We start from the raw sequence: 21,075 nt of genomic DNA, 5'->3' as shown, positions 1-21,075 counted from the left end.
CCACAGTTTTGACAGCAAGGCCAGTTAAGCTTTGTTACCTTTGTGCTATTTAAAGTCGAATCCTGACCTAGCTTAAAGCGGGTTCAGGCTTATAATAGAGTCAAAGCCCAAGGAGTTTTTAATGGATGATACTGTATTAACGGTATTTGCCGGTGGCGTGATCGTTTTTTTTGCCGCTACAATTGTGTATCTGGCCTTGCTGATGTTTTTTCCCGAATGGGTCGGCGTAACCGGTAAAGTAGCACTCGATGCCGAAAAGGCCCATAATAAAGGTTCAAGCTCGGAAGAAACCGGCTTTGGTAAACATTTAAGTTAATATTTTAACCTTGTCGCGAAACTTCGACGGAGAAACTTTTGCAGCTTTGGTAAAATAACGGGTAAAATAGTTGGCATCATCAAAACCAAGATCATACCCGACTTCGGCTACACTCATATCCGAATACGACAACAGTCTCTTAGCTTCTAATAAAATCCGCTCCTGAATAACTGCACGTGGAGCTTTATTCAAACTGCGTCTGATCTGCATGGTCAGGGCTTTAGGAGTCATATTCAGCTTGCGGGCATAAAATGACACCTGTTGTTCAGCCTGAAAATTTTCTTCTAATAACCGCTGAAACTTTTCAACAAGTGTTGAGGTATTATGTTGCGCACCGACCTGAGACAAACGCAATAGCGGAACCAGTAGACTTTGCAATAAACCTTCAAGACTGATCTCGAAGTGCTCGGATTTATGGGTAAATTCGTGAAGCATCAGGTTGCAAATGGTCGCAAAATTTTTCCAAAGATTTTCATTTTTGAAAATGGTCGCATCCTGAATGGCTGAGATTTGTTTTAACAATAGTAATGACTTTTCAGATAACGATGGCAGTGATTCGCGGGTAAATTCGATCACAAAACCTTCAGCCCCTTTGGCAAAAACCCACGTGTGCACCTGGCCTGGCTTCATAAAAAAAATCTGGCGGCCATTGATTTTATGCCTAACAAAGTCGATCTCGTGCCAGCCTTTACCTTTTGTGACAAACGTCAGCTGGTAAAAATCATGACGGTGCGGAAAGTCGACTTTCGGTTTTAAACGCTCAGACAGTTTTTCTACACGGATCTCACCCGGATAGGCGTGTTCAACACCTAACGCCTCGATCGGGTACAAAAGTTTTAAATTTACCTTAGCCTTCTGCGCTTTTTTCATAACAAAGACAATGCCCTACAAAGCACTCTTTGACCATCTTTGTAACTCCGCTTTATACTATCTGACATGGCAGAAACTTGCACCGTCGACATTGTCATTTGCTCTGGCTGTATGGGAAAACACGTAGCCTCTACTCCTGATGAACACGAGCAGTTCTTGGCTGCCGTCAAAGCCGCGTTAGAAGAAAAGCGCCCCGACCGCATCTGGAATTTATCGACCTACTCTTGTTTTCGCTTTTGCCCCGATAAGCGTATTACCGTAAGCGTAGCCCAGCAGATGACAATGACTCGCACTGCCAGCGTTGACAGCGTAGTTGCCGAGATTTTAAGCTTTAAAAACATCTAAAAAGCGACTACATTATACCCCATGAAGAAGACAATTTTAAGCGGAAGCACAGTCACTGGCGATCTAACTCTGGGTAATTACATCGGAGCAATCAACACCTGGACACAGTTACAAGATGAGTACGACTGCTTATATTTCTTAGCCGATCTGCATGCCCTGACCGTGCATCAGGATCCGGAAGTTTTACGTAACCGAACGTACAGTTTTTTTGCGCAGTACTTGGCGCTTGGCCTTGATCCTAAAAAAAATATCATTTTCGCGCAATCTCAAGTGCCACAGCACACAGAACTTTCATGGATTTTAACCTGCCTAACACCAATGGGTAATTTAAACCGCATGACGCAGTTTAAAGAAAAAGCCGAAAAGCATGTTAAAAACATCAACGCAGGGCTTTTTACTTACCCGACGTTAATGGCAGCCGACATTTTATTATACCAAGCCGATATCGTACCTGTGGGCGAAGATCAAAAACAGCACTTAGAGTTATGCCGTGATTTAGTTGATTATTTTGCAAACCGCTACGGCGCGGGTATTTTTAAAATGCCAGCTCCCATGATCGGTAAAACCGGCGCACGTATTATGTCGCTGCAGGACCCGACTAAAAAAATGTCGAAGTCTGATGAGAATGAGAAAAACTTTGTTTCGATCATCGATGATGCGAAAAAAATCGAAAAGAAAATTAAAGCGGCAGCCACTGACTCAGGCACTGAAATTAAATTCGATACTGAGAACAAAGCCGGTGTTTCTAACTTACTTACGATCTATTCGGTATTGAGCGGTAAAACCATCGAACAACTTGAAAACGACTACGTTGGTAAGATGTACGGTCATTTAAAAGTTGATTTAGCCAACGTGGTCGTTGAAAAGCTATCGCCGGTTAAAGCTAAATACGATGACTTAATGAAAAACCGTGATTATTTAGATCAGTTATTAATCGAAGGTGCTGAGCGCGCTTCGGTGCGCGCCGAAGTGACGATTAAAAAAGTTTACGAAACCGTAGGACTGGTTCGCCGTAGATAGAAGGTGTTATGATCAACGATCGCATTATCGAAATTCATGGCGGCCAGGTTTTTGTCCGCATTTGGAATACAGATAACCAGCAAATACCCATTGTCATGCTGCACGACTCTTTAGGTTGTGTGGATACGTGGCGTGATTTTCCCGAAAAATTATCCAAACATTTAAACCGCACGGTCATTGCCTATGACCGCTTGGGTTTTGGCAAATCTTCAGCGCGTAGTGAACAGTTAAGCTACGGCTTTATCGAAGATGAAACATCTGTAGTTACTAAACTCACCGAAGCCTTAGATCTTCAGGAATTTATTCTTTTTGGCTACAGTGTCGGTGGCGCTATGAGTTTAATCGCCGCTAAAAATAACTCACGCTGCAAAGCTGTGATCAGCGTTTCGGCGCAGGCCTTTGTTGAAGAACAAACCACCGCCGGAATCAGACAGGCCATTGCTTTTTACCAGGATTCGGCAAAGTTTGATAAATTAAAAAAATACCACGGTGAAAAAACACTGTGGGTATTTAAAGCGTGGACTGAAACCTGGTTATCAGAAGAATTTGCCAACTGGAGTCTGCTTCCGCACTTACCGGAAGTTCTTTGTCCAGTGTTGGTGATCCACGGTGAGCGCGATGAGTACGGCTCAGTTGCTTTTCCGGATGGTATTGCGACTACGGTTGCAGGCCCGGCAACGAAAGTAATTGTTCCAAACTGCGGTCACATCCCTCACCGCGAACATGAAGCTTTAGTTTTAGAAAAAGTTAAAACGTTTGTAGAGCAAACATGTCCGTAACGATCTCGCGCCTCTTGCACGCCGGTTATCAGATCGCATCTCAACAGACAACGGTGCTGTTTGACCCGATCTTTGAAAACCCGTTCAGTCGTAACTGCCATGCTTTTCCCAGCGTTGAATTTAACACGGAAGTAATTAAAACCTTAAAACCGGATGCGGTTTTTATCTCGCATCACCATGATGATCATTGTTCGTTTGAAAGTTTAAATCTATTAAACCGTGACATCCCGATCTACATGTACTGCGTGCACGAAGAAATGTTTACTATGCTTAAAGAGCTGGGCTTTAAACAGGTGCACTCGTTAACGTTGGATAAACCAATCCGCTTGAGAGATTTGGAAGTTATCCCCAGAAGAGCTTTAGACCGATATGTTGATTGTCTGTTTCAGGTAAAATCACAGGGCTTAAATATTTTAAACGTAGTTGATTCATGGATTGATGATGATACCTTGCAGTTACTACAAAGTGAAAGCCCGTGGGATCTGATCATGTGGCCATTTCAGACCATGCGCGAAGTAGAAGTGTTATCACCGGCACGCTATAAAACAGAACCGCAACACCTACCGGAAGAGTGGCTTACCCAGATAAAATTACTTAACCCCAAGATTCTAATCCCAAGTTCGTGCCAGTTTCAGATGGAGCCGTGGTCGTGGTACAATCAGGCGTTTTTTCCGATCAGCTATACTCAGTTCAGCAACGAAGTAACTGCAGTAGCGGCAAACACTCAGATCTACCGCTTAAATCCGGGCACCGCATTTACCTTATCACCCGCAGGTCTTACACCTGCACCACCACTTAAATGGATCAAACCTATTGGCAACCAAGACGTCGACTATGATTACAACCTTCAGGTAGAACCGCAATTAACTTCTACGATTGCAAAAAACTTTACCACACTTACTGAAAACGAAAAATCGCGCATACGTTTGTTCTGTGACAAAGAACTTGCAGATAAGTATTTCCAAATCGGCCCATCAGCCGATCCTTATTTCGTTAAACCTCGCTTCTGGAAATTAGAATTATATGACCATAGCGGCGATAAGACCGAATACCACTACAAAATTAATGAAGACTCGCTTACCTTATGCTCGGACATTCCGGCCCAGGTCGACTGGGTAACTGAAGTACCGGTGCAAAAACTGTACGCCGCTTTAGAACAAGGTGAATCACTTACTTCGATGTATATAAGAATTAGCTGTGATGACGAAGAGGTCGATCTGATTGAAGATCCACTGATTCGTTGTCTTTTCAGTGAAGGTTTTGCCACTTATCAAAAGGCACAACTTAAAAAACTTAAATCTTAGCTGTTTATTTTTAGCTGTATAGTTTTAGTAGTGCGGTGGTTTTTCGTGACCGCGGATTTCGTTTTCACCGATCGAGTTGATCTGGTTTTTTAACAGCTCTAACGATTTTTCCAGATTATGGATCTGTTGCTGCTGTTTATAGATAACATCACTTAGATCTTCGATAGTCTTATCTTGGTAGGCGATTTTAGTTTCTAAATCGATCAGGCGCTGTTCAGTTTCCATGCGCTTTTTAAAACAAAAATGCAGTTAAAGATCAATGATTAATCCTTAACTGCATTAAAATTACTGTGTTTTACCCTTAGTATGGGGCTGTTGTCCGAGAATCAGGAATCACAGTTCCCGAAACTGGTGCCGGAGCCATAGCCCGGTTATCCTTGACGGCATCACTACTCGCTTTATCAGCATCACGCGCCGGATCCATAGGATCCAGGTTGGTGATTTCTGTCGGCGCGGCGCCCGCTGGCAATGCTCCGGTGGTTGTGGCCTGCGGTTGGGCTTGCACTGGCGTAAACTCCACCGAGCAAGGTTAATAATACTGCTATTCTTTTTATTTGCGGTGTTAACATCTTATTCCCCTTTCTTATTTTAATTGGCTTTGAATTTCTTTTGCATGTGCCAGATGCACACTCATCGCATCACGTGTTTTTTGTAAATGGGTTTTGTAGGCCGTATTCTGTGCACTACTGATTAATGAATCGAGTGTTTCCAGCGATTTTTCATGGCGTGAAACCTGTTGGTTGATATAGGCCATATCAAAATCATTTTTCGCGGTTTTCTTTAAGGTTTTTTCGTTATCTTCGGCCTGTGCTTCAACCGATTCGCTTAACTGAGTTTCTTTAAAATTGAGATCCTGTTTACGTGCAACGCGCTTGGTTTCTTTTTCGTTATCTTTATGCTGATCGACCATCATTTTTGCGTAATCTTTCACTTGTTTATGATTAGCTTTACGCTTTGCTAACTGGCCAATGTCGATTTCACCTTCGTTTAAGGTTACCAGCACTTCAGCACTTTCGCCGTCCGATAACATCTGCATTGTGGTAACAGCCTGGGCCATCTTATCCGTGGTCGTTGATTCCGCGGCACTCGTGACCTGCACATGCCCGAACGTAAATACCGTTAACAACATTGTGGTAAGAAATAGTTTATTCATAGTCTTTCCTCCTTCAAAAAATTGTTTTGCTGCACATTCAAAGATAACGGTGCAAGTTGATCGCCAGAATATACGGGGTTTATTACCTCGATTTTTAAAATTTAATTTGGTTTACAACACGTAACAGTGCTAGTTTTATGCTATGAACACAGTAATTAGTTTCTTACCAGCGTTATTAGGTGTGGTTGTTGTTTTACAAGCGGGTTTAAACCGCAAAATTTCCGGTCAGTGGGGATTACCGTCAGCCGTTTTTTTAAATGCGTTGGTCTTTGCTGTTATCGCCGGAACAGTGCTGTTATTTCAAAACGGTAAATCGACTTTTGATCTAAAAAGTTTTTCGTGGTGGTACTTGGTTCCCGGTGCCTTAGGCTGCATCCTGGTCTTTGGCGGCCCGTGGGCCATCGCCAAATGGGGCGCTGTACATACGTTTATTTTAATTATTTCCGCACAGCTGTTGGCCAGTTTAATCTGGGATGTAAAAATCGAATCAATTCCGGTTTCAAATCTCCGCATCGCCGGTATTGCCTTAGCGTGGATCGGCGCAGTCTTGGTATGCAAGGCCTAATCAGCTACTACGCAACACTGCAATCACTGGTCGAAGTCGGCTTAGGCAGTTTTCTGCACGCCTTTCATATTCCGTTTTCTGGCCACGCCCTATCGCTTAATCAGGGGCTGATCCTGACCCAGGCCTGCCAGAAAACCCAGACCCGCAAAGAAGCCATCACTGCGACGAACGGCATCGCCATCATCACCGCAATTCTAAAATCGCTCTCGCCCATCGGCAAACGACTTACGCCAATGCTCGCCATCAGTATGCAGGGCTTTTTATTCTCGCTCGGAATTTTAGCGCTCGGTAATAATATTTTCGGGATGCTACTGGGGATTAGTCTGCTCAGCCTGTGGGCCTTTGCTCAGCCCTTGTTATTTGCCTACTTATTTTTTGGCGAAAAACTATTTTTTGCCATCGAAAAACTGTGGCTTGAAATCGCCGGTAAACTTTCACTTTCGCCAGACTACGGCCTTAAAATCCTCTTAAGCATCGTCATGCTTAAAGTCATTTTAAGCTGGGTCGTCGCCCTGATTGGCTGGAAATATCCGACTTGGATTACCGAAAGGTACTTCACAAAAATCTTGAAGTACAAAGATCTGACAACTAAAACGATTAAAAATAAAAAACCGCAAAATGCAGCCAGAGGCGCGTTACAAGATTTATTAAATCCCTGGATGATTTTATCGCTGGTCTTAGCCACTGCCTTTATGTTGCTGACCGAAAAATCAGGTTACTTCGATGTTTTTGTCTATGGCTTGCGGGTGATCGCCATTGCGTATCTGATCTTTTTTGTTTTACGTGCGTTTCCTCAGGCCTGGATCAAAAAAGCGCTTACGTCTTTTCCCACTTTGGCAAAGACAGTTGACCGTTTACTTGATCGCGAACCTGAATCAACTGAGCAGAAATACTGATGGCGATTTCATAGGGATGGTTTTGCCCCAGCGGAATCCCGACCGGGCAGTTAAAATCCTTTAGCGCCTGCGCACTGATTCCGAACTCCTGCAGCTCTTTACGCAGCTTCATGCCTTTAACCTTGCTTCCCATATTACCGATAAACGGCGCATCGGGATAGATCGTGTAAAGACGCTTTAAAATCGGCAGATCCATGGCATGACCCTGAGTCATAATTACGAAATAAGAATTTCTATCTAACTGATCAACTACCGATGACGGATCTTCAGCGTGAATCTTTTTTAAATGAAATGACTCAGGCAACTTGTCCAACCACTCGGTACGATTATCCACACAGGTGACCTGACAATTTAAATTTAACAATGTACGCACCAGTGCCTGCGCCACATGGCCGGCACCAAAAATAACGATTGGCCAGGTCGTATAGCGATGCACTTCAAATAAATAGGTTATTTCGCCACCGCAGCTCATGCCGATATCTTTTTGCAGATTCCAGGTGACAAGTTCGGGATCGTTTTTATCAGTCTTGAGTAAATCTTTTGCGTGCACGATAGCACGGGCTTCGACTTTACCGCCACCGACGGTGCCCCAGTGCAGGCCGTTTGCAATAACGATTGCTTTGGCACCGGCATCCTGCGGAGCCGACCCACGTGAGCCTATCACGGTCACGACAACAAAAGACTGGGCTGCATTTTTGAGTTCGCAGGCTATATCCCAGTAGGTTTTCATTTTTTAACCGTCCATTTTTTAAATAAATCAGGATGAATAGCTTTTAAAATCTCTTCATTCGTCGCAGGTAATTCCATGTGCGGGTATTTGTATTTATACGGCGCAAGCTTTTTTAATGCATCGTGAATCGCCGTCCAGACACTTAAGCAGAGTAACAACGGGGGTTCGCCGGCGGCTTTGGTTCCGCGCACATTCGGTTTATTTTCGTTGTTATTTAATAATCTGACATTAAATACGCGAGGCGTATCCTGAATGTTCGGGATTTTGTAAGTGCTTGGTGCATGTGATAATAAAAAGCCGTTTTTATAAAATAATTTTTCTGTCGTAACCCAACCCATGCCCTGGATAAATGCGCCGGTCACCTGACCCAGATCCAGGCCCTCGTTAATCGGACGCCCCAGATCCATGATGATATCGACACGGGTCACTTTGGCTTCACCGGTGTCGCGGTCAATACTGACTTCAGAACAAGCTGCTCCTTGGGTGTAATACAAGAACGCAGTTCCTTTGCCGGTTAATTTATTGAATGATAACCCCGGAAACTTGTAATGGGCGTATTCGCTTAAAGCAATACGGTTATGATAAGCTTCAACAATTAACGAGTGAAAACTCATACGTTTTTTGGGGTCGTTGGCCAGAAACACCTGTCCATCTTTAAACGTGACCCCATGATATTCGGCAATACCTGAATTCCACTCGGCACCTTCATTGGGGTCATTGGTGATTTTTGCATTTTCAACTTCGACTTCAGGCTGTGTGCCAAGACCTGCGGTATGGCGGGCCCACTGGCTCTCGGGAACATCAAATAATTTTACGGCCAGTTCACTTAAACGCATTTTAATTCGGCGAACACCTAAGATTGCCGCCGCACCATTTAAATCAGTGCCTGAAGACGCTGCGGTAGGTGAAGTGTTGGCATTTTTATCAGTTGAAGTCGGCATCATGCGCACGTCTTGACGTTGCAAACCCAATTCGCTGGCCACCAGGGTTGCAATACGCGCATTTACTCCCTGCCCCATTTCGGTTGCACCGGTTGAAACCTGCAATGAGCCATCACGGTGAATAATCACCAAAGCATTGGCCTGATTTAAAAACCGCGTGGTAAACGAAATACCGAATTTAACCGGCGTAAGCGATAAACCTTTCACCGGTAGAGAACGGTCTGATAAAGCCTTGATGTTATGTGCATCGATTTCTTTTCTTCGTTCATCGTAACTGCACTCTTGGCTTAAATCATTTAATAGCTGTGGCAGGCAGTTGTTTTCAACCACCTGATCGTAGTGCGTGATGTTTCTTCCGCCCTCGTCGGCGTAACAATTTAATTTACGAATCGTTAACGGATCTTTTCCTAAAAAGTGCGCCACTTCTTCGATGATCTTTTCGATCATCGCCACGCCTTTTGGCCCACCGAAACCGCGAAACGCTGTGTGCGGATGGTAGTTCGTGCGGCAAACCTGCCCGGTCACCCGTAAGTTCGGGATAAAATACGCATTATCTGAATGCAACATGGCCCGTTCCATGATGGAAGTAGAAAGATCGGCGTAAGCCCCGCCATCCGAATAAAGTTTAGCATCAAGGGCCGTGATATACCCTTCGTTATCAAAACCCACGTTATAAAACACCTCAAACGGATTGCGCTTGCCGGTCATGATCATATCGTCATCTTTGGTTAATACGATACGTGCCGGAACATTGAGTTTTTGCGCCACTAACGCCGCATACGCGGCAATCGGCGCGGCCTGGGATTCTTTACCGCCAAAGCCTCCGCCCATACGTTTAACAATAACCGTTACATCTTTTGAACTTAAACCTAAGCCGTGCGAAATCACATGCTGACATTCGGTCGGATGCTGCGATGATGAATGCACTTCAATCTGCCCGTCTTCTTTTGGATAGGCGACAGCGACATTACTTTCTAAATAGAAGTGATCCGCCCCGCGGATAACCAAGGTGTTTTCAATTTTATTCGGTGCCGAAGCCAAAGCTGTTTCAACTTCGCCGCGTTCGATTTTCCGAGTTCCTGCGATAAACGATTCTAATGCAATTGCATCCTGCACGGATAATATGGCCGGTTTGATCTCATAGGTAATTTCGATTAACGACTTACCCAGGGCTGCGGCATCTGGAGTTTCCGCAGCAATAAGTGCAATCGCTTCACCGGCAAAATTAACTTCATCAACGGCCAGTAGCGGCTGGTCACGAAAGATAGTTCCCCAGACATTATCGTGAAAATCCTTACCTAAGAATACTCCTTTAACGCCCGGAGCTTTTAGCGCTTTTTCGATATTTATTTTTTTAATTTTTGCCTTAGCGTGCGGACTGTACAGCACATCGACAAAAACTTCGTTCGAAAGTTTTGCACGATCATCAACGAACTCACTGCGCCCGGTCACATGGGTGTGGGCTGAATCATGCGGAAGATTATTCACCCTGTCCTCCATGTTCACGAAAGAATTTATTAAACAGATTCTCTGCCACAACATGGCGAAACGCACTGCTCGCACGCAAATCACTTAACGGAGTGATTTCGCTGTGCAATTGCTCTAAAGCTTTAGTTAAATTGTCAGGTTTAAGCTTTTGATTGATCAGACTTTTTTCAGTCTTAAACAGACGCAGCGTGGTGGCTGCCACCCCGCCTAAAGCAAGTTTAATATCTTTGATTTCGGTTTTTTCTTTATCAGCCCACGAAACCCGGGCCGCAAAATTCACGGCCGAAATATCCAGATCCTTTCGCTGCGAAATTTTATAAAGCGCCAGTGATTCATCTTTTTTCGGAATATCAAAGTGTAAAGCCACAATCAGCTCTTTTGCGGAGAGATTGATTTTACGGTAATCCAGGAAAAAAGATTCAAGCTTTACCAAGCGCTTTCCTTTAGGCCCGTGAATTTCAACTTCGGTATTCATCGTCAGTAAAAACGGCGGCGTATCGGCAATTGGCGAGGCATTGGCCACATTGCCAACCAAGGTCGCGACATTTTTAATCTGCGGTGAGGCAAATAAATCTAAGAAAGTGGCAAACTCAGGGATCAGGTCTTTTACATATAACCGCAGGTCGCTTAACGTAACGCGGGCTCCGACGGATAATCGGGTTTTACCTTCTTTTTCGATGTCATACAGTTCTGGTATTAAATGCAGGCTTAATGCCTCAGTCAGGCGAAGTTTGCGTTTATTGTGCACAACCCCTAAATCGGTCGAAGCCCCGACAATGCGTACTGTTTTGTTTTTACTTAAAAAGGTCAGAGCGTCTTTGATCTTTGTGGGTGCAAAAAACTTAAAATTTTCGCTTTCGATACTGACCGCAACTTTTAAGGCTTGCGCGATTTCTTTTTGTGAAGCCAAAGAATAAAAACGTTTGCTGACCGATTCACTCTCGGCCAATGAGATGTTTTTAGCGGCATCTATGATGGGCTGATAACCGGTACAACGGCAGAGGTTTCCGGTGGTGGCATTTTTAGCATCGGCTGAAGTTATTTCTGTTTGCTTGAGACATAGTTTTTTCTCGACCAGGCCCGTAAAAGCAATCACAAACCCCGGTGTACAAAAACCGCACTGACTTGCGTGACAGTTCATCATCGCCTTTTGCACTGGCGTGTGTTCAGGCTGAGCCGCTCGGCTTTGCTTGGCCAAGGCATCGACTGTGACTAAATGTGAACCATCCATTTGCGCAACAGTTGTGACACAAGAATTAATTGGCAGAAAGATGTTCTTTTTTTTGCCAGAACTGTAGGGAAAAAATCTTAAAACTGAGCAGGCCCCACAATCACCCTCGGCGCAGACGATTTTTGTGCCGGTTAAGTTTTTGTGATAACGAAGATAATCCGATAACATCACCCCGGCCTGATCACCCGAAACCTGATGTTTTTCACCATTGAGATAAAACAAAATATAATTACGTGTCTTCATACAATCCTTCATTCTTCAATAGAAGACCCTTGATCTGTAGATATTTCTTTTGTAACGTAGTTCGTCATGAGCAACGAGTATATGAAAAGAGCCATTGAGCTCTCAAGAAAGAATATTGAACACGGTGGCGGCCCCTTCGGCGCAGTTATCGTTAAAGACGGCAAAATTATCGGCGAAGGTTTTAACAAGGTTACGGCCAACAACGATCCCACGGCCCACGCCGAAGTTGAAGCTATTCGCGAAGCGTGTAAAAATATCAGCAATTTTGACCTGAGCAATGCCGAAATTTATACCAGTTGCGAGCCGTGCCCGATGTGCTTGTCAGCCATCTACTGGGCGCGCCTATCTAAGATTTATTACGCCAACACTAAAAAAGATGCGGCGGCCATCGAATTTGATGACGACTTTATCTACACTGAAATCCCGAAACCGATTTCAGAGCGCAAAATCTCGATGGTGCAGATGATGCGTCCGGAGGCCTTAGAAGTTTTTAAGGCTTGGCAAGTTTCTACTGTCAAAATTAAATATTAGAAAAAACATCGGCACAAGACCTCAATCTCGGCCAATAAAGTACAATTCCAATAATGTACAATTAAAAAGTACAATTAAATAGTGGCGACCTGTTTGCACACTTAGCTTCGCTATTGTGGAAGTGCATATTAACTATCCCAATATTCCACATTGAGGAGACTTTATGGAACAGAATAAGCCCACCAACGGTTCAACGACCGTTGAAACTGCCGCAGAACGTGCGCGCGCTGCCGTAACCAATCTGGCAACCAATGCTCCCGTTACCGTAACAGCGCAAGCCAAAGAGGCCGCTGAGAGTGAGATCCGCCAGCTGTTAGAAGAATTTGCCGACTCAGTTCGCAGTGGAAAAATTGAAGATATTATGTCGTTCTATGATCCTGGTTTAATTGCCTTTGATGTCGCCCCTCCCTTACGCTTCACCAATGCCAATGAATACCGAAAAAACTGGGAAACCATGTTTACGACAAAAATGAAGTTTCCGCTCACCTATGAATTCAATGAAGAGAAAATTCATGTCGATGGTGATCTTGGAGTGTTTCATTGTTTAATCCACACCGCAGGCTCGCTAAAAGAGCCACAACAGGGCGAACCGCCTGAAATTGATTGCTGGGGCCGTTACAGTTGTATTTTAAAGAAGACCAACCACCGTTGGCGCATTATTCACGAGCACTTTTCTGTGCCCGTGGCTGAAGACGGCAAAGCATTAATGAACTTAAAACCGGGATATCAAATCTCGCACTAAACTAGAGCGGCGAACCGTGCGGGCACTGCATGGTTCTGAACTGGTTCATTTTAGAAAAGATCAGATCAGCCCACATTTCAATAACCTTAGCATTTAAAGCATCGCCTTTTAATCCTGTCTGTTTGGCTACAGAATTTTTAAAAGGCATGTCAACGTCACTGAAATTTGAAGTCTGCAGAATCAGCAACAGATCCTGGCGTGAAACCAGATCTAATCGGGCCACGAAATCACGACGGGCCTGTTCGCTCACTGTTTTTAATCCCGGCAAATCTTTTTTAGGCCCCTTACCAGGCTGGGCAGACAGGGTACAGTTATTGTCTAAAAACATATTCAACGCCCGATAAGAGGCGTAGTCTCCGCGCGGGTGATTTTTGTTTTTTACAAACTTTGGATCGCGGTTACCAAAAGCTGAGCCCAGATCATGGGTTCCTGCGATCGGCGCGGTACAGATTTTTTTATCACCGGAAGAAGACTTAATTACATTTTCATTTTCACATAAAAGCACGTGCTGACTTCCGCGCTCTTCGACGGTGTGAACCAGATTAATAAATAAAGCCAAGACCTGAATTTCATGCTGCTGTTGCGACGAAAGCTTTTTAAAATTAGTGATATACTCATCCCAGCGCCAAGGCGTGTTGACGAACTGTTTACCCAGCTTTGGATCAGAGGTGTAGGCTTTGATAATGCGTTTACCGGCAAATTTACGCTCGATGCTTGCCCCCGGAAAGATATTGGTTTTTGCCACCGGCACTAACTGCGGCTGTAATCCGTTTTTCCATGGATCGCTATCACAACCAAAACACACCACTTCTTTGACGGGGTAGTAGTCTTCACTCGGAAAACCCATCATCCAGGCTAAACGGGTTGCAACCGAGCTGGTATAGGCTTCGCGGTGACGCCATTCATTTAACTCAGTCTGGTTTTTTAGCCCTTCTTGCGAAACTTTAAAACGTACTTTTAAAACATCAGCCGTAACCGGTTTAACTTCGCCTTTTTTGTTTACTTTTGTGATCATGCTGCCATCGGCGCGTACGAGAATATTTTCTTCGACTTTGCCGGCGATCGTGTAATCTCTGGTGCCGACAGCTTCAGGGTACAACTCACCTTTTTCTGACATCAGGATGTTTTTATCATCGGTTCTCAGACAGCGAAATTTGTTGCTCGAGCCGTTCTGGAAGCGGTAAAAATAACGGCAGTAGATCCGGCTATGCGGGGCAATCGCTGCCTCTTCTGATTCAGGGCCGTTGATGATTTCTTCCTGCGTTTTTTTTGCAGGCATAGGCAATAAAAATTTGGCTTCGCGCAGACAGGCAATGCGGTTTGGATCACTGTTGCGGATCGGCTTTTCCAGGTCGGGAAAAAACTCACAGGCGGCAAAACTGGTCTGAGCAACAAAACCCGATAACAGAACCACGATAAGCCAACGTGATAATTTCATAAGATCCTCCACAAGCTATGAACTGAGCAACCAAGGTGCCATCTGAGACTGGTTTTAAATGCTTTTAACCGGCCCGCCCGCAGGCTAAGACTCCATATAGTGCCAGTCTGTCTAAACCATAAACACATTACATCAGCTCAGCTCCGCTAAAAGGCACCACCCTTTGGCATCAGGCCTGCTACATTTATAGACCGGGAGAAAACCATGTTCAAAGCCAATTTAGCACTGTTAACCCTACCGATTCTGCTCTCTTCAAGCGTCTTTGCCTATATGGATTTAAAAACTCCGCGTGGCCAGCAAACCATGAGCTTTGCTAAAAACGAGATTTGTGTGATTCCGCGCAAGTTTCCCAACATTAATCCTTACAAACAAGGCCAATCAAACTATTCGAATAAGGACATAGAATCTGAACTAGAACTTTGTCGCATGGATTTTCATGCTCAGACGCCATACACAAAAAACAGCAGCAGTAACTACGCTATCGCGGTCTGCCCGAAACTGCACAACACCAACCCGGGTCTTGAGCTATACGAAATCGGTGCAGGGTCTAGCAAAACATCGCTTGAATCTAAGATCTGCGATAGGCCCTCAGACCTGCGCGAGGGAACAAAGATTGCCAAGTATAAACTTAGCACCAGCTGTAGTTACACACCTTCAATTCTAGCTTACTATCACGTATCGCGCTTAATGGGCGATATTTTAAAAGTGCCGCCAGTTGTGCTACGAACAATGGATGCCGAAAGTTATAAAGCAGTTCCGCTAAAAGGAAAAACAACTCTTGCTAAGGGCGGAGTGATCGCTGCAACCTGGAAAGCCGTCATCAACCAGTTAAATAACCCGACCTCAGATAAACGGGCCCCGTATATTTTTACCTCTGATTATCAGCAAACTTTCGGAGGCCTGATTAAAAATGCCAAAGGCGAAGCCGATTGGCTGGAAATTTCAAATCACGCCGGCGGCGATCAAATGGCCCGTGGTCGTGCATTTATGCAGGAACAGGTGTACTTAGATTTAATTAATCCCAACCTTACCGCAGATTTTGTCGGCACGCAGTGGAACGAAAGCAATGTTCAGCGTGTTCGCCTGATGGCTGATGCCGCCGATATGTTAGTCATGGATTTTATGCTGCGCCAGGAAGATCGCTTTAATAATATCGCCTACAAACTTGAAGTCACCGGCCTGGTAAAAACAGAGAGCGGAAAAACCGAAATTAAATCTGTTGATGTCAAAAAAGCCGACTCAGGCGAAGAATTACAAAAATCTCTAACTGAATTTGTGAGCAAGTATGGAACTTCGGGCGTACCGGTCCGCCGGATCATGTTAAAAGATAACGACTGCGGCGTCGCGGTTGAATCAGGCGTAGCCCGCACCGGCATCGCCGAAAAATTAAAAATGTTAGAGAATGTCCGTCATATGAAAAAATCAACCTACGATCAATTACAGCGCTTTCATGCGTATTTATCGGCAGCTCAAAGTTCAGCCTTTGCTAAAGACTTTTTTATCTTTGAGACCATGATGACCGAAAAAGATTACAACCAGTTTGCCTTAAACACTAAACGTCTGGCGGAAGGCATGAAAAACTTATGTCAACAAGGCAAATTGCATTTAGATTTACAATTAGAAACACATTTCATAAACGGCTATCAAGCCGGAAGCCACAACTGCACCGTAAAGTAACAGCCAGTTTGCTTTACGCGGATTTTTTATTTTTTAGCGTCTCAAGACTGAGTCGGCGGCCCGAGCCTTCGCCCGGGTATTTTTTATGGTTGGCTCCGGGATAAGAATAGCCATTAATCAAAACCCGGCGCGGCGTCGATGAAATATTTTTCGTGCTCGCATGGATCACATAGGGATGAAACAAAACCATATCCCCTGGCTGCATCAATAGCTCATCCGCTTTGGAAACATCACATACAGAATTTATATCAGTGATATTATTTAAACCCACATGACCAAGTTTATTACTACCCGGCACAAATTTTACCGGCCCCTTATCGGCCGTGACTTCATCAATAGCGATTAAGGTTTGCACGTAACTACCGGTGCCGTTGATATCCTGCCAATCGGCGGTGCCATACCCCCGGTGCTGACTGTCCTGATGCCATTCAAATTCAATATCATCACCGGGCATTTTAAAATGAATTTGATTAATCAGCTGATCCATCTCATCTGAACGCAACAACTGACTGACGGGCTCGACAATTCTGACATCACAGCCAAAATTTAACAGATTTTGTTCGTGCGCCCCGGCCCAGACAACCCGGTGCAGGGCCTGGTTTTCAAAGACAAAGCTTGAGCCGTGGTAAAGCTGAGTGGTCAGGTTTAATTTTTTACTGGAAGTGAGCAGTCTTTCCGTGGATTGAACCATCATGTTCAGGTCATGCTGATTAAATACTTTTTTTAAAACAATGTAACCACGATCAAAGAATTCTGCGATTTGCTTATCAGAAAGTGCTGCCATACAAGTATGTTCTCACTGATAAGCAAAAGACAGAAAGTCTTGATCTTAAGTACCTAGACAAAAGTTGGCCCACGTCCATGTTAGCCAACAGGTCTTAACGCATCTCTAACTACTGAAAATTACGTCCGGTGTGTGATGTTGGTGTACTTTTGGATATACGGCTTACTGCAGCTTCAAACTGATCGGGAGCTAAATCAGACTGGGCAATATCCCCGAGTGACAATATGCCGACTAAGCGTTTATCGCGGTTTAACACCGGCAAACGGCGCACCTGATTATCACCTAAGTTGCGCGTAACTTCTTCAAGGGATTGGTCTTCGAAACAGTATAATACTTTTTGCGACATCACGTCTTTGGCTTTCGCTTTTTCAGGATTCAATCCGGCAGCCACACCGCGAATTGCGATATCGCGGTCCGTGACAGTTCCGATCAGACGGTCATTTTCTTGAATCGGCAAGAAGCCAAAATCTCCGTCGCGCATCAGACAGGCCGCTTCTTTCAGGGTCATATCCGGGCGACCAAGCTCTACATAATTTGACATACAATCTTTAACTTTCATAAGTTTCTCCTTTGGTTAGCTAATTAATTTTAAGTAGTAATGGGACGGCGGCGGATCTCGATGCGCTCTTGTTCAGGGGTTAGTTCAACGCCGACTTTATGTTTTGCAACCAGCGTATGGCCATGATAGCCGGCAACGACTGTTAAACCAAAACCGATTCCTGCGATAATCAGGTTAAACGAATTTGGCGCAACCACGCTATCGAATGTGCCCGCGAGCAAATACTGATTGATACAAAATAACAAAAGCGCGGTCACATTGAGAGCCGCATGCAAAAAGCCCCGGTTTCTGATTTCGGTTTTATCGCTCGGTACACCAAATAAAAGATCGATAACACCGGGAATGGCGGCGAAAACGGCGCTAATCACTCCGGCGGCATTGGCGATAAATGCCACGCGATACCAAAAAAGATTTTCGGTGCTTTGAAATAAACTAAAACAAACAAAAGCCGCAGTGTAGAAAACAATGGGAAAACTGACCAACATCGGATGCACGGCGCGCCCCATAATCTTTACTTTGCTATACATAATTATTCCTTTCGTTTTAAAATCGATACACTTAAACAAGCAAGCTATAGGCCCGCATCATTATGAGACGCGCAATTTCATTATAATTTAAAGATCACAAGCCTAAGGTCCGATACCTAGACTATATGCCTGATCAATACTTACACCGCATTCTACCCCATATTAAGGATACGTTTTCCGATGCGGAAATTTCGATTCAGGCAAACTGCGCCGTCGTCGAAAAATTAAATCACAATTTCACTCTGGTATTAGAAGATAATAAATTACACGCCGATGACAGCTTTGGTTTTGTTAAACTTAAAGTACCGCTTGATCACCAGGGCTTAAGCTATGAACGCCTGGTTGAATTTGTCGCCCAGATGAATCACTGCCACCGTGGCTGCCACTGGGGAATAGATACAATGTCAGATAAAGACGTAGAACTTTATCTTTACGCCACCATGATCACCGAACTGGGGCGCCGGATTGACGATAAAGACCAAATCGTGATGGAAATTTTAAACTTACAAAAAATGAAGTTCTATACAGATCAGTACTTAACTGACATGAAGAATAATCACCTGTGGTTAAAAAGTTTTTCGCTCACTTACGGAAAAAATATTATTCCCTGTTTAGCTCCGGAGAATTTTTTAAACCCCGAAGACACGGCGATTTACAAACGCACCCTGACCCATATGGCTAAACTGAACTACCAGATCGAACAGATCAATGCTTCGTGCTATAAAATCACCAACGAAAAAAACACGGTCTCGGTGCTTACGTTTTTAGGGCCGGAGCTGATGAGCATTTACTCAGTTGTCACCGATGACAATAAAAGCATTGTTAATCTTAAAAAATTGCTCAACGAAAAAAACCAGGATCTACTCATGGGCCACTACGAAATCTCACCGATTCAGCAGATTGTCGCCTACACTAACTACCTGCGTTTAGCCGATGGGATCCGCGATATTAAGTTACGTTTGTTTTTAGACTCGCCGGACATTGCCAAAATGATATATTTTGACAATGAGTCCTCTGCCGCCTAAAACATCTCTCGCCTTATGAAAAAATCTTCAAAATACTTTAAGCACTATAAAAATAAGCCGTACCGCTATATCGGCGAAGCCAAACACTCAGAAGAGTTAAAAGACTACGTTATTTACGAGTGCCTCTACCCGAACGAATTAGCCACGTTATGGATTCGTCCGAAAGAGATGTTTTTTGAAGTAAATGAGTTTCAGGGAAAAACCACCCCGCGATTTGCACAGGTGCCGTTTGAGATCAAAAGATTTAACTCGCTGGCTGAGACCGAAAACAGCGTCATCGCCTTATGCCGCGAAGCTTTTACCGATTTTAACGAAGAAAAATTTAGAAAACGTGCCCATGGACAAAAAAACTTTACTCTCTTTGCCTTTTTCTACGAACAAGAACTGGTCGGATTTAAAGCCGGCTATGAGTTAGACGAAAGCAAATACTACAGCTGGATGGGTGCAGTATCTTTGCAGCACCGTAAATTAGGCGTAGCCTTAGCATTAATGCATGAACAACATACCTGGGCTAAAACGCAAGGCTACAAATTAATTCTTTCTAAATCAGATAATCGCCATAAAGCGATGATGGCCTTAAATTTAAAGGCCGGTTTTGATATTGTAGGCACCGAGCAAACAAGCTTAAGCCCGGTTATCAAAATTCTTTTCGAGAAAAAACTGTAATATAGTTACGCATTTTTAAGCAGCGCCGCCTTAAACTTAGTCAAAATTATCTACGGCTTTTAAGATTCAGTCAGTGTGCCTATGCAGCATAGGTTTTGTTTTGCATGTTTATGCATTTCGTAGGGAAATACTCGCACAATTATGAGTGTGAGAGGGGTCACCACGATATGTTTCTACGTTTATTTATTTCAGCATTATTATTTATCTCGACGGCCAAGGCCTATTCACCAAAAGCCAGCTGGTTAAAACAATTAGACACCGTTTCTGATCTTGAATTAGTTGTAACTCCAGAGCAGGACCACACTCCCCTCTACAACGCTTTTGCCAAAGCACAGAAAACAATCCGCATCGGCATTTTTGGTATTTCGTCAAAAGAGATGGCTGATCAGATCGAAAAGCAGATCAAACGCGGTATCAGGGTCACAATCATCTGCGATAAATACTGCACGAATAACGAAAAACGTAACGCCATCTTTGAACAACTTAAAAATGCGGGTGCCAACATTATGCTGGCGACCAAAGGCTTTTCGATTTCGCACTGGAAAATGTTTGTGATCGATGAATCCTTGGCCTTTATTTCAACGATGAACTTTATCAGCCGTTCAAACCAAATGCGCGATTTAGGCGTGTTTACGTCTGATGCCGAAATTTTAAAAGAGATCATCGCCGTTTTCGACCAGGATGTTAAAAATGCCCAAGATCAGTCAGCGATTACCCCAAAACTCACAAACACAAATCTGGTCTGGAGCCCGAATAACTCCGACGCCAAACTTGTGGATTTAATCTCGGCTGCAGATAAAACGATCGAGATCTGGATTGAAAATATGGGAAATCCTCGAATCCACGAAGCATTGGCCGCAGCGGTAAAACGTAAAGTCGAAGTCCGCGTGTTAACATCGGTGTGCGGATTAGGTATGGCCGCTGATGCCGCTTACCGTAACCTTAAAGATCTCAGCTCTAAAGGTGTTACGGTTAAAGGTAACCCCTTTCCGGCAACTGCTGAGATCCCCTATATTCACGCTAAAACCATTAATGTCGACCGTAAGGCCGTATTTATCGGCTCAGAAAATTTCTCAATTAATTCCTTAACTAAAGCCCGCGAACTGGGAATTGTGTTCAGCGATGTTGCGATCGAAGAAAAAATGACGGCATTATTTGAAAAAGATTGGGCCCAAGCGGTCGAAATTCCTGCCGAACACCCAAAAAAATGTAGCCCATTGACCGCAAATACGGAAGAATAGTCAT

The 21,075-nt window shown here is 44.1% G+C and carries 24 protein-coding genes; 13 read left to right on the top strand and 11 right to left on the bottom strand.

Annotated elements, in window-relative coordinates:
• Positions 1 to 121 precede the first annotated feature (121 nt).
• Positions 122 to 316 (top strand): hypothetical protein, encoded by a 195-nt coding sequence (locus tag AC04MM_RS03930; RefSeq protein WP_475379010.1) that lies wholly within the window; start codon positions 122 to 124, stop codon positions 314 to 316.
• Here the strand turns inward: AC04MM_RS03930 and AC04MM_RS03925 are convergent.
• On the bottom strand, positions 308 to 1,186 hold the full coding sequence (locus AC04MM_RS03925; RefSeq protein WP_475379009.1) for an AraC family transcriptional regulator: 879 nt from the start codon (positions 1,184 to 1,186) through the stop codon (positions 308 to 310). The genes AC04MM_RS03930 and AC04MM_RS03925 overlap by 9 nt on opposite strands.
• A gap of 66 nt (positions 1,187 to 1,252) precedes the next feature.
• On the opposite strand from AC04MM_RS03925, the gene AC04MM_RS03920 reads away from it, so the two are divergent.
• Genes AC04MM_RS03920 through AC04MM_RS03905 form a run of 4 tightly spaced genes read left to right on the top strand, consistent with a single transcriptional unit; the run spans position 1,253 to position 4,634 of the window.
• Positions 1,253 to 1,531, top strand: a complete 279-nt coding sequence (locus AC04MM_RS03920; RefSeq protein ID WP_475379008.1) for a hypothetical protein — start codon at positions 1,253 to 1,255, stop codon at positions 1,529 to 1,531.
• Between the two features lie 21 nt (positions 1,532 to 1,552).
• The gene (gene trpS / locus AC04MM_RS03915) at positions 1,553 to 2,551 is read left to right on the top strand and encodes a tryptophan--tRNA ligase (protein WP_475379007.1); all 999 of its coding nucleotides are present in this window, start codon (positions 1,553 to 1,555) and stop codon (positions 2,549 to 2,551) included.
• A gap of 8 nt (positions 2,552 to 2,559) precedes the next feature.
• A complete protein-coding gene (locus AC04MM_RS03910) occupies positions 2,560 to 3,330 on the top strand; it encodes an alpha/beta fold hydrolase (RefSeq protein ID WP_475379006.1) in 771 nt (256 codons plus the stop codon).
• Entirely contained in the window at positions 3,321 to 4,634 is a 1,314-nt protein-coding gene (locus tag AC04MM_RS03905) for an MBL fold metallo-hydrolase (protein WP_475379005.1), read from the top strand. The genes AC04MM_RS03910 and AC04MM_RS03905 overlap by 10 nt, the downstream gene beginning before the upstream one ends.
• A gap of 24 nt (positions 4,635 to 4,658) precedes the next feature.
• On the opposite strand, the gene AC04MM_RS03900 is transcribed toward AC04MM_RS03905, so the two are convergent.
• The 3 genes from AC04MM_RS03900 to AC04MM_RS03890 form a co-directional block, all read right to left on the bottom strand.
• A complete protein-coding gene (locus AC04MM_RS03900) occupies positions 4,659 to 4,859 on the bottom strand; it encodes a SlyX family protein (RefSeq protein ID WP_475379004.1) in 201 nt (66 codons plus the stop codon).
• A 76-nt stretch (positions 4,860 to 4,935) separates the two neighbouring features.
• On the bottom strand, positions 4,936 to 5,139 hold the full coding sequence (locus AC04MM_RS03895) for a hypothetical protein (RefSeq protein ID WP_475379003.1): 204 nt from the start codon (positions 5,137 to 5,139) through the stop codon (positions 4,936 to 4,938).
• A gap of 78 nt (positions 5,140 to 5,217) precedes the next feature.
• On the bottom strand, positions 5,218 to 5,787 hold the full coding sequence (locus AC04MM_RS03890; protein WP_475379002.1) for a DUF4142 domain-containing protein: 570 nt from the start codon (positions 5,785 to 5,787) through the stop codon (positions 5,218 to 5,220).
• Positions 5,788 to 5,929: 142 nt separating this feature from the next.
• On the opposite strand from AC04MM_RS03890, the gene AC04MM_RS03885 reads away from it, so the two are divergent.
• Both AC04MM_RS03885 and AC04MM_RS03880 read left to right on the top strand, forming a co-directional pair.
• Positions 5,930 to 6,352 (top strand): DMT family transporter, encoded by a 423-nt coding sequence (locus tag AC04MM_RS03885; RefSeq protein ID WP_475379001.1) that lies wholly within the window; start codon positions 5,930 to 5,932, stop codon positions 6,350 to 6,352.
• A complete protein-coding gene (locus AC04MM_RS03880) occupies positions 6,340 to 7,248 on the top strand; it encodes a hypothetical protein (RefSeq protein ID WP_475379000.1) in 909 nt (302 codons plus the stop codon). Before AC04MM_RS03885 ends, AC04MM_RS03880 begins: the two co-directional genes overlap by 13 nt.
• Here AC04MM_RS03880 and xdhC read toward each other — a convergent pair.
• Genes xdhC through AC04MM_RS03865 form a run of 3 tightly spaced genes read right to left on the bottom strand, consistent with a single transcriptional unit; the run spans position 7,169 to position 11,881 of the window.
• Positions 7,169 to 7,978 carry a xanthine dehydrogenase accessory protein XdhC gene (gene xdhC / locus AC04MM_RS03875; RefSeq protein ID WP_475378999.1) on the bottom strand — a complete coding sequence of 270 codons (810 nt, stop codon included), beginning with the start codon at positions 7,976 to 7,978 and terminating at the stop codon, positions 7,169 to 7,171. The two genes, AC04MM_RS03880 and xdhC, sit on opposite strands and share 80 nt — an antisense overlap.
• On the bottom strand, positions 7,975 to 10,407 hold the full coding sequence (locus AC04MM_RS03870; protein ID WP_475378998.1) for a xanthine dehydrogenase molybdopterin binding subunit: 2,433 nt from the start codon (positions 10,405 to 10,407) through the stop codon (positions 7,975 to 7,977). Before AC04MM_RS03870 ends, xdhC begins: the two co-directional genes overlap by 4 nt.
• Positions 10,400 to 11,881 (bottom strand): FAD binding domain-containing protein, encoded by a 1,482-nt coding sequence (locus tag AC04MM_RS03865; protein WP_475378997.1) that lies wholly within the window; start codon positions 11,879 to 11,881, stop codon positions 10,400 to 10,402. The genes AC04MM_RS03870 and AC04MM_RS03865 overlap by 8 nt, the downstream gene beginning before the upstream one ends.
• Before the next feature lie 66 nt (positions 11,882 to 11,947).
• On the opposite strand from AC04MM_RS03865, the gene AC04MM_RS03860 reads away from it, so the two are divergent.
• Positions 11,948 to 12,412, top strand: a complete 465-nt coding sequence (locus tag AC04MM_RS03860) for a nucleoside deaminase (protein ID WP_475378996.1) — start codon at positions 11,948 to 11,950, stop codon at positions 12,410 to 12,412.
• Between the two features lie 163 nt (positions 12,413 to 12,575).
• Positions 12,576 to 13,154 (top strand): YybH family protein, encoded by a 579-nt coding sequence (locus AC04MM_RS03855; RefSeq protein ID WP_475378995.1) that lies wholly within the window; start codon positions 12,576 to 12,578, stop codon positions 13,152 to 13,154.
• Position 13,155: 1 nt separating this feature from the next.
• Here AC04MM_RS03855 and AC04MM_RS03850 read toward each other — a convergent pair whose 3' ends face one another.
• The gene (locus tag AC04MM_RS03850; RefSeq protein ID WP_475378994.1) at positions 13,156 to 14,592 is read right to left on the bottom strand and encodes a hypothetical protein; all 1,437 of its coding nucleotides are present in this window, start codon (positions 14,590 to 14,592) and stop codon (positions 13,156 to 13,158) included.
• A 204-nt stretch (positions 14,593 to 14,796) separates the two neighbouring features.
• Here AC04MM_RS03850 and AC04MM_RS03845 point away from each other — a divergent pair, with 204 nt between their 5' ends.
• Positions 14,797 to 16,269 (top strand): hypothetical protein, encoded by a 1,473-nt coding sequence (locus AC04MM_RS03845; protein ID WP_475378993.1) that lies wholly within the window; start codon positions 14,797 to 14,799, stop codon positions 16,267 to 16,269.
• Between the two features lie 13 nt (positions 16,270 to 16,282).
• Here AC04MM_RS03845 and AC04MM_RS03840 read toward each other — a convergent pair whose 3' ends face one another.
• The 3 genes from AC04MM_RS03840 to AC04MM_RS03830 form a co-directional block, all read right to left on the bottom strand.
• Positions 16,283 to 17,053, bottom strand: coding sequence for a phytanoyl-CoA dioxygenase family protein (locus AC04MM_RS03840; protein WP_475378992.1), 771 nt, complete (start codon positions 17,051 to 17,053; stop codon positions 16,283 to 16,285).
• 109 nt (positions 17,054 to 17,162) lie between these two features.
• The gene (locus AC04MM_RS03835) at positions 17,163 to 17,612 is read right to left on the bottom strand and encodes a CBS domain-containing protein (protein WP_475378991.1); all 450 of its coding nucleotides are present in this window, start codon (positions 17,610 to 17,612) and stop codon (positions 17,163 to 17,165) included.
• Between the two features lie 29 nt (positions 17,613 to 17,641).
• Positions 17,642 to 18,139: a DUF2231 domain-containing protein gene (locus AC04MM_RS03830; protein ID WP_475378990.1), complete on the bottom strand. Its 498-nt coding sequence runs from the start codon at positions 18,137 to 18,139 to the stop codon at positions 17,642 to 17,644.
• A 125-nt stretch (positions 18,140 to 18,264) separates the two neighbouring features.
• On the opposite strand from AC04MM_RS03830, the gene AC04MM_RS03825 reads away from it, so the two are divergent.
• The 3 genes from AC04MM_RS03825 to AC04MM_RS03815 all read left to right on the top strand — a co-directional run bounded on the left by AC04MM_RS03825 (position 18,265) and on the right by AC04MM_RS03815 (position 21,071).
• Positions 18,265 to 19,164: a hypothetical protein gene (locus AC04MM_RS03825; protein WP_475378989.1), complete on the top strand. Its 900-nt coding sequence runs from the start codon at positions 18,265 to 18,267 to the stop codon at positions 19,162 to 19,164.
• A gap of 15 nt (positions 19,165 to 19,179) precedes the next feature.
• Positions 19,180 to 19,830: a GNAT family N-acetyltransferase gene (locus AC04MM_RS03820; protein ID WP_475378988.1), complete on the top strand. Its 651-nt coding sequence runs from the start codon at positions 19,180 to 19,182 to the stop codon at positions 19,828 to 19,830.
• Between the two features lie 167 nt (positions 19,831 to 19,997).
• Positions 19,998 to 21,071, top strand: a complete 1,074-nt coding sequence (locus AC04MM_RS03815; protein WP_475378987.1) for a phospholipase D-like domain-containing protein — start codon at positions 19,998 to 20,000, stop codon at positions 21,069 to 21,071.
• Positions 21,072 to 21,075: the final 4 nt, after the last annotated feature.

The sequence above is a fragment of the Bdellovibrio sp. SBM16 genome (assembly GCF_056175625.1).
Note: the sequence above shows the minus strand (reverse complement) of the source record. Positions and strands in the feature narration are given on the sequence as shown.